At 73.8% G+C, this 15,269-nt stretch carries 14 protein-coding genes; 12 read left to right on the top strand and 2 right to left on the bottom strand.

Going from position 1 to position 15,269, the window contains the following annotated elements; genetic code table 11:
- Positions 1-987 carry a hypothetical protein gene (locus ACX9I7_RS10850; protein WP_459387163.1) on the bottom strand — a complete coding sequence of 329 codons (987 nt, stop codon included), beginning with the start codon at positions 985-987 and terminating at the stop codon, positions 1-3.
- A gap of 107 nt (positions 988-1,094) precedes the next feature.
- Between ACX9I7_RS10850 and ACX9I7_RS10845 the strand changes: the two genes are divergently transcribed.
- On the top strand, positions 1,095-1,919 hold the full coding sequence (locus ACX9I7_RS10845; RefSeq protein WP_459387162.1) for a DUF6159 family protein: 825 nt from the start codon (positions 1,095-1,097) through the stop codon (positions 1,917-1,919).
- A gap of 70 nt (positions 1,920-1,989) precedes the next feature.
- Here the strand turns inward: ACX9I7_RS10845 and ACX9I7_RS10840 are convergent, their stop codons facing one another.
- Complete coding sequence (locus ACX9I7_RS10840; RefSeq protein ID WP_459387161.1) at positions 1,990-3,330, bottom strand: hypothetical protein; 1,341 nt, start codon at positions 3,328-3,330, stop codon at positions 1,990-1,992.
- A 121-nt stretch (positions 3,331-3,451) separates the two neighbouring features.
- Here ACX9I7_RS10840 and ACX9I7_RS10835 point away from each other — a divergent pair, with 121 nt between their 5' ends.
- From ACX9I7_RS10835 to ACX9I7_RS10785, 11 genes are all read left to right on the top strand, one after another.
- Complete coding sequence (locus ACX9I7_RS10835) at positions 3,452-3,928, top strand: DUF6415 family natural product biosynthesis protein (RefSeq protein WP_459387160.1); 477 nt, start codon at positions 3,452-3,454, stop codon at positions 3,926-3,928.
- A 69-nt stretch (positions 3,929-3,997) separates the two neighbouring features.
- On the top strand, positions 3,998-5,767 hold the full coding sequence (locus ACX9I7_RS10830; RefSeq protein WP_387568694.1) for a dolichyl-phosphate-mannose--protein mannosyltransferase: 1,770 nt from the start codon (positions 3,998-4,000) through the stop codon (positions 5,765-5,767).
- A 134-nt stretch (positions 5,768-5,901) separates the two neighbouring features.
- The gene (locus ACX9I7_RS10825; RefSeq protein ID WP_459387159.1) at positions 5,902-7,521 is read left to right on the top strand and encodes a penicillin-binding transpeptidase domain-containing protein; all 1,620 of its coding nucleotides are present in this window, start codon (positions 5,902-5,904) and stop codon (positions 7,519-7,521) included.
- 117 nt (positions 7,522-7,638) lie between these two features.
- Positions 7,639-8,490 (top strand): EamA family transporter, encoded by an 852-nt coding sequence (locus ACX9I7_RS10820; RefSeq protein ID WP_459387158.1) that lies wholly within the window; start codon positions 7,639-7,641, stop codon positions 8,488-8,490.
- A gap of 110 nt (positions 8,491-8,600) precedes the next feature.
- The gene (locus ACX9I7_RS10815) at positions 8,601-9,053 is read left to right on the top strand and encodes a DUF6299 family protein (RefSeq protein WP_387568685.1); all 453 of its coding nucleotides are present in this window, start codon (positions 8,601-8,603) and stop codon (positions 9,051-9,053) included.
- 34 nt (positions 9,054-9,087) lie between these two features.
- Positions 9,088-9,939 carry a 16S rRNA (cytidine(1402)-2'-O)-methyltransferase gene (rsmI, locus tag ACX9I7_RS10810; protein ID WP_459387157.1) on the top strand — a complete coding sequence of 284 codons (852 nt, stop codon included), beginning with the start codon at positions 9,088-9,090 and terminating at the stop codon, positions 9,937-9,939.
- 186 nt (positions 9,940-10,125) lie between these two features.
- Positions 10,126-10,572, top strand: a complete 447-nt coding sequence (locus tag ACX9I7_RS10805) for a hypothetical protein (protein ID WP_189454479.1) — start codon at positions 10,126-10,128, stop codon at positions 10,570-10,572.
- Positions 10,573-10,621: 49 nt separating this feature from the next.
- Positions 10,622-11,557, top strand: a complete 936-nt coding sequence (locus ACX9I7_RS10800) for a TatD family hydrolase (protein WP_459387156.1) — start codon at positions 10,622-10,624, stop codon at positions 11,555-11,557.
- Positions 11,558-11,854: 297 nt separating this feature from the next.
- Entirely contained in the window at positions 11,855-13,462 is a 1,608-nt protein-coding gene (locus ACX9I7_RS10795; RefSeq protein ID WP_459387235.1) for a ubiquitin-like domain-containing protein, read from the top strand.
- Positions 13,459-14,349 carry a 16S rRNA (adenine(1518)-N(6)/adenine(1519)-N(6))-dimethyltransferase RsmA gene (gene rsmA / locus ACX9I7_RS10790; protein WP_387568676.1) on the top strand — a complete coding sequence of 297 codons (891 nt, stop codon included), beginning with the start codon at positions 13,459-13,461 and terminating at the stop codon, positions 14,347-14,349. Before ACX9I7_RS10795 ends, rsmA begins: the two co-directional genes overlap by 4 nt.
- The gene (locus tag ACX9I7_RS10785) at positions 14,346-15,269 is read left to right on the top strand and encodes a 4-(cytidine 5'-diphospho)-2-C-methyl-D-erythritol kinase (RefSeq protein ID WP_459387155.1); all 924 of its coding nucleotides are present in this window, start codon (positions 14,346-14,348) and stop codon (positions 15,267-15,269) included. Before rsmA ends, ACX9I7_RS10785 begins: the two co-directional genes overlap by 4 nt.

The following is a 15,269-nucleotide window of genomic DNA, read 5'->3' as shown; positions in this document are numbered from 1 at the left end:
TCAGGCCCGTCCTCCGATGGAACGCTCCCTGTCGGCCAGGGTATTGAGCAGCGCGGCGGCGGTGGCCGCGTCGTCGACGGTGACGACGAACTCGCTGCCGTTGGTGAGGCGGGCGCTGATCGCGTCGCCGGAGCGCAGCACGATACCGCTGATGCCGGGGTGGGCCCGGTAGCCCCAGCCGCCGAGGTCGCGCAGGGCGTCGACGGACCGGTGGCCGGCCTCCTCGATCCGCTCCAGGGGGACGTTCAGGCGCGGCCAGGGCAGCGCGGCGGGCGTGACGGTGATGCCGCGCCGGTCGGCGCTGACGCGCACCCGGCAGAGGAGGACCAGCGGCACGCCGAAGGCGGCGCAGATCAACGCGGCGGGCCAGCCCGCGACGAACCCGACGAGCACCGCGCTGACCAGCATGATCGCCCCGCCGCCGACCTGTGCGCGCGAGCCGACGACCCGGGTCCAGCCGGCGCTCTCGCTCTCGGCGAGGGGCAGCCGCGCGGCTTCGGCGGGCGCGGGTCCGGTGGCGGGGGCGGGGGTCTCGCCCCGGCCGGCGGCCAGCCAGCCGAGCACGCCGTACACGAGCGCGGCGGCGAAGCCGACGGCCGCCAGCCGGCCGGGGAGCGTGACCGAGGCGGCGTCACCGCCCGCGCCGACCTCGGCGTTGGCACGGACGATGGCGACGACGATCCACCCGAGGGCCACGGCCATGCCGCCCCCGGCCGCGGCGACCGCGCGCTGCTGCCCGGGCGCCGACCGCGTCAGCCACGTCAGGAAGGCGAAGAGCACGCCGAGGCCGAGGAACACGCTGAGCGAAACGCCGAGGAACGCCCCCGGATCGTCGAACCCGTCGGCTTTGTCGCCGGGGCCGATGTGCGTGGCCATGGGATCCGGCAGCCGGTCGCGGAGCGAGCGGTAGGAGACGGTGACGGCGGCGCAGGCGACGGGATAGGGGAGGACGGCGACGAGTACGCGGCGTGCGGTGAGCATGGGCATGGCTTGGCACCTCCACTTGTTTGCATAGTAATAGAACAAGCTCAGCTTGCAATCCCGGCTCCCCGTCGTGGAAGGATGCGGCCTTCGATTGGCTGAAAAGGGGCGGCATGAAACGCGGAATCGTCAGAACGGCCTTCGGGGTGCTGAAGCGGCGGCCCGCGCTGCTGTGCTTCCCGGCGATGAACGTCGCCGCGCTGGCGGCGGTCGTGACGGCCGCGTGGCTGCTGCCCCTGAGCGGCGTCCGCGACCGGGCGCTGAACGACGAGGCGCCGACGACACCTCAGACGGCCGTCGTGTTCGCCCTGCTGGCCCTGCTGGCCCTGCTGTCCTGCGTGGGCACCTACTTCACCGCCGCACTGCTCCACTCCGTGCACGCCCTGCTGCAGGACGGCCGTCCCCCGATCCGCGCCTCCCTGGGCGCGATGCTGCGCCGCATGCCGGTACTCGCCTGCTGGAGCGTGCTCGGCAACACGATCGGGGTGCTGCTGCGGATCGCCGAATCGACGGTCGGGGTCTCCTGGCTCTTCGACATGGCCGGGCTGTCCTGGTCGCTCCTGACCTACTTCGCGCTCCCCGTCCTCGTCGCCGAGGGCACCGGCCTGCTCACGACCCTGCGCCGCTCGCTGGCCCTCGGCCGCCGGGAACTGGGCGCCCAGCTCGCCGGATTCACGCGGGTGCTCCTGACCACGATTCTCGTGGCCTTCGCGGGCGTGGCGGCGCTGATCCTCGCGGTCGAGACGGACGACGTCGCGATCATGCTCGCGGTGGCGGGCGGAGTGATCGTCCTATGGCTCCTGGTGGGCATCGCCTCGTCCACCCTGTCGGGCATCTACCGCATGACCCTCTACCACCGCGCCTCCACGACCCCCCTCCCGCCCACCCTGCCCCGCCACTCCACCCTCCCGGCCGCCCAGATGGGCCTATGGCCGTGAGGGGCGGGCGAACCAGCGCGTACCTCGACCCGTAGACCGACCCGGTGTGGGGTTCCGCTGCCTTACGGACCTACGCCTTGGCGCGGGCGATCTCGCGGGCCCGTTCCGTGAGCTCCCGCACCGCGCGCGTCCGCTCGTACGGGCGGATCCGGCGCCGCATCGTGGTGAAGTGCTCGTCGCCGCGGGCGGTCGAGAGCTGGACGTAGTCGTCGAGGAAGGCGTGCCACGTGGCGCAGGCCGCCTCCAGGTGGCCGAGTTCGAACTGGCGCTGCGCCATGAGCGCGTTGGAGTGCACCCTGCCCTGTCGTTCCTGCCGGGGCTGGACCTTGAGGCACTCCCGCATGGCGCGGACCGATCCCTCCAGGTCCTTGAACTCGTAGAGCACGTGCGACACGTGGAAGTGGTACGCGCTCGCGTCGTACCCGCCGATGGCCTCCCGCCGGGAGTCCGCCTTCGACAGTGCGGTCTCCGTATCGCGCAGCCGCGCGAACGCGGTGTGACGGTCGCCCGTCATCGACGCGGCGTGCGCCTGCTGCCCCGCGAGGAAGGCCCGCAGGCGCGGGCCGGCCTTCGGTGAGGCCTCGGCGGCGGCGTCGGCGAGCTCCAGGGCCTTGGCGCCGTGGCCGAGATTCGAAGCCTGGAGGCTCATGCCGCGCAGGGTGCGGCAGTACGTGATGTGGTCCTCCGCCGCGCCGGCGAGCTTGAGGGCCTTCGTGTAGTAGCGCTGCCCGAGGCCGTGCTCACGCTCGTACATCGCCATCCAGCCGGTCAGATAGACGAGGTCGGACGCGGCCGACAGCATGTCCTTGCGGACGCTCTCCGGGGCCGAGGCCTTCAGGTACGGGGCGACGGTGTTGACCAGGAAGGCGGCCGCCATGGGGCGGGCGTGGCCACCGCCGAGCTCGTCGAGGATGTCGGCGATCTTCTCGGTCATGGTGCGGACCGTGGCGACCTCGCCCGCGCCGATGCGTACGGTACGGCCGGTGTCGCCCGTGGGTTCGGCGATGGGCCCCGTGAGGTCGGGGAAGAGCGGGACCGCGAGCGCGGCCGAGTAGACGCCTGCCGTGACCACGCCCCGGCGGGACGGGTCCATGTCGGCCCGGCCGACGTCGATCAGCTCTTCGAGGGTGCCCGTGCCGTCGTCCCCGTCCGGGGCGGGCAGCCCGGCTTCGGCATGCGTGACCGGTCGCTTCAGACGGCGGGCGAGGGCTTCGAGGACGACGGGCCGAACGTCCCGCCGGGGTGTCGTCCCGGACAGCCAGTGCGATACGGCCGACTGGTCGTAGCGCAGGCTCAGTCCGGCCTCGGCGCCGGTCCGGTTCACCGCTGTCGCGAACTGGCCGCGTGACCACCTTGCCTGGTCGAGCAGGGCGGCCAGGGCTTTGTTCGGGGTGCGTGGGTTGCTCGCCATGCCTCAACTCCTGCCGACTTTCATGGCTTTCACGTTCACGCCTCGCTTCCACAGTACCGGCGAGGTCCGCCAGCGGTGTTACCTCTACGCACTGGACGATCTCTGCGAGGGAGCCCTGACCGTGGACACGATCAACAGCGGCCTGAAAACCGAGGACATCGTGACGGAGATGTCGCGGTACGTCGCCGGCGCCATCCGCCGCGCGATCGCGCACCCCACCGCCCTGCCCCGGCACGAGGACGTGCAGGAGACCACCGCGTGCCTGCGCGGGTTCCTCGAGGAGCTGCTGCCGGTCGCGGAGGCGTACGCCGGCCGTACGCCGCCGACAGCGCCGGACGGGGAAGGGACGCGGGCGGTGGTCGGCGCGGCACGGCGGGTGCTCGCGGAGGGACCTGGGGACGGGCTGCGGTCGGCGGTCATGCACATGCGGGACCTCGGCCGGGCATGTCACGAGCTGAGGGACGCGTTGCCGTGCGCCCAGTGCGCGTACCTCAAAGCCGACCGGCGCGAGGCGGAGAGGCGGGGGGACACCGGTGGGATGCGGGACGCCGCCACCCGCATGGGCGTCCACCAGCGCGAGGCGCACGCGGCGCCCTAGCGGGCTCCGGCGGGGCCGTCCGCGACGCGCCCTCCGCGTCCTCACAGGTCCGTTCCCTACGATGGCGCGGTGACCAGTGACACCGCGACGCATCCCCGGCAGGGCCGGACGACGGACGAGCAGCCGCTTCCTTGGCAGCGCAGACTCCGCCGGTTCGGGTATCGGGGGGGTGTGGTGCGGCCGGATGTGCGGGAGCGGCTCGTGCCCGCGTTTCCCGAGCCCGGGACGCGGGTGTGGGAGGCGATGGGAGCCGGGCCGGGGGCGGCGCGGATGCTCGCGCGGTCCATGGGGTGGGCCGGGCCGCTGGTCGTGGCGCTGTTCGCGGGGCTGCTCCGGTTCTGGAATCTGGGCTCCCCGAACGCCGTCATATTCGACGAGACGTACTACGCCAAGGACGCCTGGGCACTGCTGAAGCGGGGCTACGAGGTCGACTGGAACAGCGTCAAGGACGTCAACGACCAGATCGTCGCCGGGCACGCCGCCGTCCCCGACGCCGCCGGGTACGTCGTCCACCCGCCGGTCGGCAAGTGGGTCATCGCGCTCGGCGAGTGGATGTTCGGCCTGAACCCCTTCGGCTGGCGGTTCATGGTCGCCGTGCTCGGCACCCTGTCGGTGCTGATGCTGTGCCGGATCGGGCGGCGGCTGTTCCGGTCGACGTTCCTGGGGTGCCTCGCCGGGGCGCTGCTCGCCGTCGACGGGCTGCACTTCGTCATGAGCCGCACGGCGCTGCTCGACACCGTGCTGATGTTCTTCGTGCTGGCAGCCTTCGGCTGTGTGCTCGTCGACCGCGACAAGGCGCGGGCCCGGCTCGCCGCCGCCCTGCCGGAGCGGGAGGACGGCACCCCCCTGCCCGACGCCGGGGTCGGCGACCGGCTGCGGCTGGGGTGGCGGCCCTGGCGGCTGGCCGCCGGGGTGTTCCTCGGGCTGGCCTTCGCCACCAAATGGAACGGTGGCATCTACCTCGCCGCGTTCGGCCTGATGATCGTGCTGTGGGACGTCGGCTCCCGCCGCCTCGCCGGTGCCCGGCGGCCCTGGCTGTCCACGCTGCGGCGCGACGTGCCCTGGGCGTTCGTCTCGACCGTGCCGGTCGCGGTCGGCGTGTACGTCGCCTCCTGGACGGGCTGGTTCACCCACAGCGGCACGTACAGCAGGACCGCCGGCTGGCAGCACAGCGGCTACGCCCGGCACTGGGCCGAGACCGAGGGCGGCCAGAGCCCGGACGGCTTCCTCGCCGGCGTCCTCAACCCGCTGCGCAGCCTGTGGCACTACGAGCGGCAGGTGTGGGACTTCAACACCACCCTCTCCTCGCCGCACACCTACCAGTCCAACCCCTGGAGCTGGCTGGTCCAGTCCCGCCCGGTCTCGTACTTCTACGAGTCCCCCAGGCCCGGCAACAGCGGCTGCCCCATCGACACGACCGACAAGTGCGCCCGCGAGGTCCTCGCGCTGGGCACCCCGCTGCTGTGGTGGGCGGGCTGCTTCGCGGTCGTCTATCTGCTCTACCGGTGGGCGCTGCGCCGCGACTGGCGGGCGGGCGCGGTGCTGTGCGGGGTCATGGCCGGATATCTCCCCTGGTTCATGTGGCAGGAACGAACGATCTTCGTCTTCTACGCGGTCGTCTTCGTGCCCTTCCTCTGCCTCGCGGTGGCCATGATGGTCGGCGCGATCCTCGGCCCGCCCGGAGCCCCCGAACGGCGCCGCGCGCTGGGCGCCGTCGGGGCGGGCGTGCTCGTCCTGCTCATCGTCTGGAACTTCGTCTACTTCTTCCCGATCTACACCGGCCAGGCCATCCCCATGGACGCCTGGCGCAACCGGATGTGGTTCGACACCTGGATCTGACCGAAAGCCGTTTGACGGTTCGTCGGATCCAAGCGGCTGTTTCCGGTCGTTTCGCACCGTGCGTCACCCCCATCCCGTAGAGTTCCGTCCGAGGTTTTAATCAGGTGATTAAAACCAGGAGGGGGCAGGGGAACATGCGCACTGGCGCGAAGATCGCGATAGGTGTCGCCACCGTGACGGTGGTGGGCGCGGCCGGGCTGGGGGCCTACAACCTCGTCGACGCCGTCACCGGAGACGGGGCGGGCGGCCTGCGGGCCGAAGCCGCACCGGCCCGGACCGGGCCGCCGACATCCGGCGAGACCGAGAAGACCGCGCGCGACTTCCTCGCCGCGTGGGCGGCCGGGAACACCGGCAAGGCCGCCGGCCTCACCGACGACGTCCAGGCGGCGGCCACCGCCCTGACCGCCTACCGCGACTCCGCGCACGTCGAGAAGGTGACGTTCAAGCAGGGTACGGCCGTCGGCACGAAGGTGCCCTTCTCCGTCAGCGCCGAGGTCGTCCACGGCAAGCAGCGCACCACCTGGGCCTACGACTCCTCGCTCGACGTCGTCCGCGCCACCGCCGACGGCGGCCGGGCCAAGGTCGGCTGGCGGCCCGCCGTCGTCCACCCCGAGCTCACCGCCGGCCGGACGCTGCGCACCGGCGCCACCGAGGAGCCGAAGGTCGTCGCCGTCGACCGGGGCGGCGCCGAGCTCGACCCCAAGGACCACCCGTCGCTGGCGTCCGTCCTGCCCGACCTCCGCAAGAAGTACGGCGAGAAGGCGGGCGGCGAGCCCGCCGTCGCCGTCCGGCTCGAAGGGCCCGCGGGCACGGCGCCCAAGAACCTCCACGTCGTCTCCGAGGGCAAGCCCGGCAAGCTGCGCACCACCATCGACGCGGGCGTCCAGCGCGCCGCCGAGGCCGCGGTGAACAGGTACGACGACGCCTCCGTCGTGGCCGTGAAGGCGAGCACCGGCGAGATCCTCGCCGTCGCCAACTCCAAGAAGGGCGGCTTCAACGCCGCCCTGGGCGGTACGACGGCGCCCGGCTCCACGATGAAGATCGTGACGTCCGCGCTGCTGCTGGAACAGGGCAAGGCCGCGCCCGCCAAGTCCCTGCCGTGCCCGAAGAACGCCACCTACGGCATGACCTTCCACAACGTCGAGAACAGCGAGAACCCCCGGGCCACCTTCGCCCAGGACTTCGCCGCCTCCTGCAACACCGCCTTCATCTCCTTCGCCGGGCAGCTCTCCGACAGCGCCCTCGCCGACGAGGCCCGCGACGTCTTCGGGATCGGCCTGGACTGGAAGACGGGCGTCCCGACGTTCGACGGCCGCGTGCCCACCGACGGCGGCGCGGGCCGGGCCGCGGCCCTCATCGGCCAGGGCCGGGTGCAGATGAGCCCCCTCAACATGGCGTCCATAGCGGCGACCGTCCGCGAGGGATCGTTCCACCAGCCGTACTTCGTCGACCCGTCCCTGGACGGCCGGCAACTCGCCCGCGCCGCCCGCCCCCTGGCCCCCGGCGCCGCCCGCGACCTGCGCTCGATGATGCGGCTCACCGCCGTCTCCGGCACGGGCGCCAAGGCGATGGCCGGCCTCGGCGGCGAGATCGGCGCCAAGACGGGCTCGGCGGAGGTCGACGGGCAGACCGCGCCCAACGGCTGGTTCGCCGCGTACCGCAACGACGTGGCGGCGGCCGCCGTCGTCCCGCAGGGCGGCCACGGCGGCGACTCGGCCGGCCCGGTCGTCGCGGCCGTGCTGCGCGCGGGGTGACGTCACACGCTTCGGGTGACGGAAACGACATCGCCCGCCCCCGGTGGCGCCGCTAGCGTCGGGCGTCATGAGCATTCCGTCCCGCATATCCGACCGCCGGGCCGGGGGTGGTGGCACGTGACGCCGCTCGTCGCCGTCGCCGTCCTCATCGCCGCCGTCACCCACGCCAGTTGGAACGCGATCGCCCACGGCATCAGGGACCAGCTCCTCGCCTTCACCCTCGTGGGCGGCGGCGGGGCGCTGTGCGGGGCGGTGCTGCTGCCGTTCGTACCGACGCCCGCCGCCGGGGCCTGGCCGTACCTGCTCGCCTCGGCCGCCCTCCACACCGTCTACCAGGTCCTGCTCATGCGGTCGTTCGCCCTCGGCGACTTCGGCCAGATGTACCCGATCGCCCGGGGCACCGCCCCGCTGGCGGTCACCGGCCTCGCGGCGCTCTTCGCCCACGAGGTCGCGGGCGGCCGCCAGCTCGCCGGCGTCGCCGTCGCCTCGGCCGGGCTGACCGGCCTCGCCCTGTGGGGCATCCGGGGCTCGGGCACCCGGCCCCGGTGGGCGGCGATCGGGGCGGCCGTCGCCACCGGGCTCGCCATCGCCTCGTACACGGTCGTCGACGGCCTGGGCGTACGGGCCGCGGGCTCCTCGCTCGGCTACATCTCCTGGCTGATGATCCTGGAGGGGCTGGTGATCCCCGCCTGGGCGGTGGCCGCCCGGCGCGGCGCCCTGCTCGCCCAGATCCGCCCCTTCGCCGTACGCGGGCTGCTCGGCGGACTGCTGTCCGTCTTCGCCTACGGGCTGGTGCTGTGGGCGCAGACCCGGGCGGCCCTCGCCCCGGTCGCGGCGCTGCGCGAGTCGTCGATCATCGTGGGCGCGGCGATCGGCACGGTCGTGATGAAGGAGCGGTTCGGGGCGCCGAGGATCGCGGCGGCGGGGCTGATGGTCGTCGGCATCGGACTGATGCTGCACGCGGGATGACGGCTCGTGCGACCCGTGCGAACCCGAACGGCTCGTACGGGCCCTCGTGACGCGCCGCCGCGCGGGTGAGGTGCGGACACCGGAGCGAATGGTTCCGGTATCCCTGGCCCATGCGCATCCGCATCATCCACAACGGCATCGCGGCGGGAATCCTCGCCGGCCTGGCCGTGGCCGCCCCCGTGGCCGCCGCGCCCGCCCCCCGGTCCACGGGCGCCATGACCATCGACCCCACCGCCACCCTCGCCCCCGACGGCACCCTCACCATGACGGGCACCTACCGCTGCAGGGTCGTCGAGCACACCGGCACCGTCTACGTCGCCAGCAACGTCCTGCAGCACGCCCACACCGAGGGCATCGGCGGCAGCAAGGCCGTCTGCGACGGCGCCCGGCACCGGTGGCGCAACTCGGCCCGCCCGAACGGGGCGTCGCTCCGGCCGGGCCCGGCGCGGGCGGACGGCACGCTGCTGCAGATCAGCCGCGACCGGGGCGGGATTCCGCTGCCGCGGTTCCTGGCGGTGCTCCCGGAGCGGGAGATCAAGATCGTGCGGGCCGTCCGGGGCTGAGGCCCGGGCCCCGGCGAGCTGCGAGGATGGGAGCGTGACTGGAACTCTCGTACTCGCAGGAACCCCCATCGGCGACGTCACCGACGCGCCCCCGCGGCTGGCCGCCGAGCTGGGCGCCGCCGAGGTGATCGCCGCCGAGGACACCCGCCGGCTGCGCCGGCTGACCCAGGCGCTGGGGGTGCGGACCACCGGCCGGGTGGTCTCCTACAACGAGGTCAACGAGTCCGCCCGGACCCCCGACCTGGTCGAGGCCCTCGTGGGCGGGGCCCGGGTGCTGCTGGTCACCGACGCGGGGATGCCGTCCGTCTCCGACCCCGGCTACCGGCTCGTCGCGGCCGCCGTGGAGAAGGGCGTCAAGGTCACGGCCGTGCCGGGCCCCTCCGCGGTGCTCACCGCGCTGGCGGTCTCGGGCCTGCCCGTGGACCGCTTCTGCTTCGAGGGCTTCCCGCCCCGCAAGACGGGCGAGCGGCTGAGCCGGCTGCGCGAGGTGGCCGGCGAGCGCCGCACGCTCGTCTACTTCGAGGCCCCGCACCGCCTCGACGAAACGCTCGCCGCGATGGCCGAGGTCTTCGGCGCGGACCGCCGCGCCGCCGTGTGCCGGGAGCTGACGAAGACCTACGAGGAGGTCAGGCGCGGCCCCTTGGCCGAGCTGGCGGCCTGGGCGGCCGAGGGCGTCCGGGGCGAGATCACGATCGTCGTCGAAGGGGCCCCCGACAGGCCCGAGGAGGTGGACGCCGCCGAGCTCGTCCGGCGCGTACGCGTCCGGGAGGAGGCGGGCGAACGCCGCAAGGAGGCGATCGCGGCCGTGGCGGCGGAGACAGGCCTACCCAAGCGGGACGTGTTCGATGCGGTCGTAGCGGCAAAAAATGCCGCACAGCGGGATTGACAGTAAGGTAAAGGGCTAACCTGAAAAGCAAAGCCCTGGCATGGCAGCCAACGCTTTCGGGCATGGAGCCGCCAAGTTTGTCCCAATTCGTGGGTCAGGCTGCTGCGCCGTCGCCGGTATGGGCGTTCCCTGGTGGTGGGACGTCCGGTCCCGGAGAGACTTGTCCAGCGGACAAGAGGAGCTGCCATGAGCGAGACCGCAGGAGCTTCGAACGGAGCCCAGCGCGCGACCCGCACGGCGACGGAACAGACCGCCGCCGCGTTCGAGCCGGCCCACGAGTCGTACTCCTTCGTATGCATGCGATGCGGGAGCGGCTGGGAGCAGTCGTACGAGATAAGGCACCACGTGGACGCGAAGGGCCTGCCCTTCGTCACCTACTACGCGGACGACCGGCGCGTGCCGTCGCCGCTCACCCGTCCGACCTGCGTCAACTGCGGTGCGCACACGGTGCGCATCATGCGGTCCGGGCAGGTGTCCGTGGTCGCCGACGCCCTGCACCTCCACGAGCGCACGTCCGTCCCGGCGACCCTCCAGGCGGCTGCCGGACCGCTGCACGACGGCGGCACCCACGAGCCCCGCGAGGGGCACCACTGGCACCTCTCCGACCTGCTGCGGCCCTTCCACCGGAAGTGAGCCCGGCCGCGCGCGGTCCCCAGGATCGCGCGATCTCTAGAATCACGCCATGGCATCGAACAACGGCCCGGTCAGCGGCGAGCGGAAGAACGACACCAAGGACGTCCCCCCGCCGCTCCCGGCACCGTTGGCCGTGCCCGTAGCCGACTCCCACACCCACCTCGACATGCTCCCCCAGCTACCGCTGGGAGGTGCCCCCAGTGAAAGCGTGGCCGAGGCGCTGGCCAAGGCCGCTTCCGTCGGGGTCACCACGGTGATCCAGGTGGGCTGCGACCTGGCCGGGTCGCGCTGGGCCGCGGAGACCGCCGCCGCCCACGAGGCCGTCTGGGCCACGGTGGCCCTCCACCCCAACGAGGCGCCCCGCATCGTCCTCGGCGACCCCGACGGCTGGTCCCGCCAGGGCGCCCGCGAACCCGGCGGCATGCCCGCCCTGGACGCCGCGCTGGCGGAGATCGACCGGCTCGCCGCCCTGCCCCAGGTACGCGGCGTGGGGGAGACGGGCCTGGACTACTTCCGTACCGGACCCGAGGGAATGGCCGCCCAGGAGTACTCCTTCCGGCGCCACATCGACATCGCCAAGCGGCAGGGCAAGGCCCTGGTCATCCACGACCGCGAGGCCCACGAGGACGTGCTGCGCGTCCTCGCCGAGGAGGGGGCTCCCGAGCGGGTGGTCTTCCACTGCTACTCCGGCGACGCCGCCATGGCGAAGGTCTGCGCCGAGGCGGGCTACTACATGTCCTTCGCCGGCAACGTCACCTTCAAGAACGCCCAGCACCTGCGCGACGCCCTGGCCGTCGCGCCCCTCGACCTGATCCTCGTCGAGACCGACGCGCCCTTCCTGACCCCGGCCCCGTATCGCGGACGGCCCAACGCGCCCTACCTCATTCCGGTCACATTGCGCGCGATGGCCGAAGTGAAGGACATCGCCGAGGACGCCCTGGCCACGGCCGTAGCGGCCAATACCGCACGCGTCTTCGGATACTGACACCGATATGCGCGACACCGTGTGACGATACGACTTTGGTGGGTGACGGTGGCTCCGCTACAGTCCCGGGCCTAGCCGGACCTGTGGAGTGTCGTGAGTCATGCACCGGGCAGCCCCCACGCTGCACCCCGCGCCGCGACGGGCACCCCGTCGTACGACCCGTACGCGCCCCGCGAGCCGTACGGGCCGCCGCCCGAGCCGTACGCGCCGCCGCCGCTGTACGAGCCGTACGGGGACCTCGACCCGCTCGGGGCGTACGAGCCGTACCGGCCGCACGGGGAGCAGGCTGCCCATGGTCTGCCGGGCTCGCCCGAGCGGTTCGGGCCGGCGGCGTACGGGGGCCACGGCACCCATGGCGGCCACGAGGGCCACACCCCGTACGAGCCGTACGACCCGTACGAGCCCTTCGGGCAGGCGCAGCTACCCCGGCAGGCGGTCGCGCCCCACGGCGGCCCCGGCGCCTCCGGAGCGGCCGACGGCCCCGGGCCCTCCAACGGCCCCGGGCCCTACGGCGCCCATGACGTCCATGGGGTCCATGGTCCCCCCGCCCCCGCCGGGGTCGCCGTGGCCGACAGTCTTCCCGTGACGGGGCCGCCCGTGACCGGCCTCGGGTCCGATGCCGACCCCGGGCCGGAGCACGGCGGCGGCCCCGGCGCCGCCGTCGTGCCCGCCCCCGGTGGTCGGGCCGCCTCGCGGCGGGCGGCGGCGGCCGCGGCCGGCGGTCGCAAGCGCTCGGGGCGGGGCGCCGCCCCCCGGCCCGGGGCCGGGGCGGGCGAGCGGGCCGGGAGCCGTTCGGCGCCCCGCGAGCGGGGTGCCGAGCCGCTGCGGCGGCTGCTGCCGCAGGCGCTCGTCGTGGCGTTCCTGGCCGGCGGCACGTCGGCCTTCATCGCCGGGGACAAGGCCGTCCAGCTCAGCGTCGACGGCAGGCCCCGCACCCTCCACACCTTCGCCGGCGACGTCGAGGAGCTGCTGGCCGACGAGGGCATGGCCGTCGGCGAGCACGACATCGTCGCCCCCGGCCGCCACCACGACCTGGCCTCCGGCGACCGCGTCATCGTCCGCTACGGACGGCCCGTCTCCCTCACCCTCGACGGGGAGCGCCGTCAGGTGTGGACCACCGCCCGCACCGTCGACGGCGCCCTGCGCCAGCTCGGCGTCCGGGCCGAGGGCGCCTACCTGTCCGCGTCCCGCTCCGCGACCATCGGGCGCAAGGGCCTGGACCTGGACGTCCGCACCGAGCGCACCGTCACCTTCATGGCCGACGGCCGCGAACGCACCGTCCGCACCAACGCCGCGACCGTCCGCGAGGCCATCGAACAGGCCGGTATCGGGCTGCGCGGCGAGGACACCACCTCCGTCGACCCCGAGAGCTTCCCCCGCGAGGGCCAGACGATCTCCGTCATGCGGATCTCCGCCGACGAGGAGGTCAGGGAGGAGCCCATCGGCTTCTCCACCGAGCGCCGCGAGGACCCCTCGCTCTACAAGGGCACCGAGGTCGTCGCCCAGCGCGGCGAGAAGGGCGTCGAGCGCGTCACGTACTCCCTGCGGACCGTCAACGGCGTCAAGCAGAAGCCCAAGAAGATCCGCTCCGAGGTCGTCCGGCAGCCCCGCACCGAGATCGTCAAGGTCGGCACCAAGGCCCGGCCCACGACCGTGCAGGGCGCGGAGGGGCTCAACTGGAGCGGGCTCGCGCAGTGCGAGGCGGGCGGGCGGCCCGACGCCGTCGACCCGTCCGGCACCTACGGCGGCCTGTACCAGTTCGACACCCACACCTGGCAGTCCCTCGGCGGCGACGGCCGCCCCCAGGACGCCCCGGCCGAGGAGCAGACCATGCGGGCCAAGAAGCTGTACGTCAGCCGGGGGGCGAGTCCCTGGCCCGTGTGCGGCCGTAAACTTCACGGGTGAGCTCCAGCCCCAGCACAGACGAGTCCGGCGAGTCCGGCGCCCTGCTCGGCCCGGCCGACATCCGCGAACTGGCCGCCGCCCTCGGGGTGCGCCCCACCAAGCAGCGCGGCCAGAACTTCGTGATCGACGCCAATACGGTCCGGCGCATCGTCCGGACCGCCGAGGTGCGGCCCGACGACGTCGTCGTCGAGGTCGGGCCCGGCCTCGGGTCGCTGACCCTCGCCCTGCTGGAGGCGGCCGACCGCGTCACGGCGGTCGAGATCGACGACGTGCTGGCCGCCGCGCTGCCGGGGACGATCGCCAAGCGGCTGCCCGAGCGCGCCGACCGCTTCGCGCTCGTCCACAGCGACGCCATGCACGTGCAGGAGCTGCCCGGCCCGGCGCCCACCGCCCTCGTGGCCAACCTGCCCTACAACGTCGCCGTGCCCGTGCTGCTGCACATGCTGGACCGGTTCCCCAGCATCGAGCGCACCCTCGTCATGGTCCAGGCCGAGGTCGCCGACCGGCTCGCCGCCAAGCCGGGCAACAAGGTCTACGGCGTCCCCTCGGTCAAGGCCAACTGGTACGCCGAGGTCAAGCGGGCCGGCGCCATCGGCCGCAACGTCTTCTGGCCCGCGCCGAACGTCGACTCCGGCCTCGTCTCGCTGGTCCGGCGCACCGAGCCCATCGACACGACGGCCACCAAGGCCGAGGTGTTCGCCGTCGTCGACGCGGCCTTCGCCCAGCGCCGCAAGACGCTGCGCGCGGCGCTGGCGGGCTGGGCGGGCTCGGCCGCCGCGGCCGAGGCCGCGCTGGTCGCCGCCGGGATCTCCCCGCAGGCCCGCGGCGAGGCGCTGACCGTCCACGAGTTCGCCGCCATCGCCGAGAAGAAGGGCGCCGCGCAGTGACCACCGCGTCCGTGACGGTCCGCGTCCCCGCGAAGGTCAACGTCCAGCTCGCCGTAGGCCCTCTGCGCCCCGACGGCTTCCACGACCTGGCCAACGTCTTCCTGGCCGTCGGCCTGTACGACGAGGTCACCGTCCGCCCCGCCGACGAGCTGCGCGTCACCTGCTCCGGCCCGGACGCCGCCCAGGTCCCCCTGGACCGCACCAACCTGGCCGCCCGCGCGGCCCTCGCCCTCGCGGCCCGCCACGGGCGCGAGGCGAACGTCCACATCCACATCGACAAGGACATCCCCGTCGCGGGCGGCATGGCCGGCGGCAGCGCGGACGGCGCGGGCGCCCTCCTCGCCTGCGACGCCCTGTGGGGCACCGGAGCCTCCCGCGAGGAGCTCCTGGAGATCTGCGCGGAGCTCGGCAGCGACGTGCCCTTCAGCCTCGTCGGCGGCGCGGCCCTCGGCCGGGGCCGGGGCGAGCTGCTGACCCCGCTGGAGACGGGCGGCACCTTCTCCTGGGTGTTCGCCGTCGCCGACGGCGGCCTGTCCACCCCGGCCGTCTACGCCGAGTGCGACCGGCTGCGCGGCACCACGCCCGTCCCCGACCCGGAGCCGTCGGCCGCCCTGCTGGCCGCCCTGCGCACCGGCGACGCGACGGCGCTGGCGGCCGCCGTGAGCAACGACCTCCAGCCGGCCGCCGTCTCCCTGCGCCCGTCGCTCGCCGCGACGCTGGCGGCGGGCGAGGAGGCCGGCGCCCTGGCCGCCATGGTCTCCGGCTCCGGCCCGACGACGGCGTTCCTGACCGCCGGGGAGGCGGAGGCCGAGAAGGTGGCCGAGGCACTGCGGTCCTCCGGGACGTGCCGCGCGGTCCGCGTCACCTCCGGCCCGGCGCCGGGGGCGACGGTGTGCGGGACCGCCCGCTCATCGGCCTGA

The sequence above is a fragment of the Streptomyces sp. L500 genome, from assembly GCF_054551825.1.
This window is presented reverse-complemented; position numbering and strand designations above follow the sequence as displayed.

Bases quoted from the DNA above. Each gene is read 5' to 3' on its own strand.
- ACX9I7_RS10850 (WP_459387163.1), bottom strand. From the start codon at position 987: ATGCCCATGCTCACCGCACGCCGCGTACTCGTCGCCGTCCTCCCCTAT.
- ACX9I7_RS10845 (WP_459387162.1), top strand. From the start codon at position 1,095: ATGAAACGCGGAATCGTCAGAACGGCCTTCGGGGTGCTGAAGCGGCGG.
- ACX9I7_RS10840 (WP_459387161.1), bottom strand. From the start codon at position 3,330: ATGGCGAGCAACCCACGCACCCCGAACAAAGCCCTGGCCGCCCTGCTC.
- ACX9I7_RS10825 (WP_459387159.1), top strand. From the start codon at position 5,902: ATGCGCACTGGCGCGAAGATCGCGATAGGTGTCGCCACCGTGACGGTG.
- ACX9I7_RS10815 (WP_387568685.1), top strand. From the start codon at position 8,601: ATGCGCATCCGCATCATCCACAACGGCATCGCGGCGGGAATCCTCGCC.
- ACX9I7_RS10805 (WP_189454479.1), top strand. From the start codon at position 10,126: ATGAGCGAGACCGCAGGAGCTTCGAACGGAGCCCAGCGCGCGACCCGC.
- ACX9I7_RS10800 (WP_459387156.1), top strand. From the start codon at position 10,622: ATGGCATCGAACAACGGCCCGGTCAGCGGCGAGCGGAAGAACGACACC.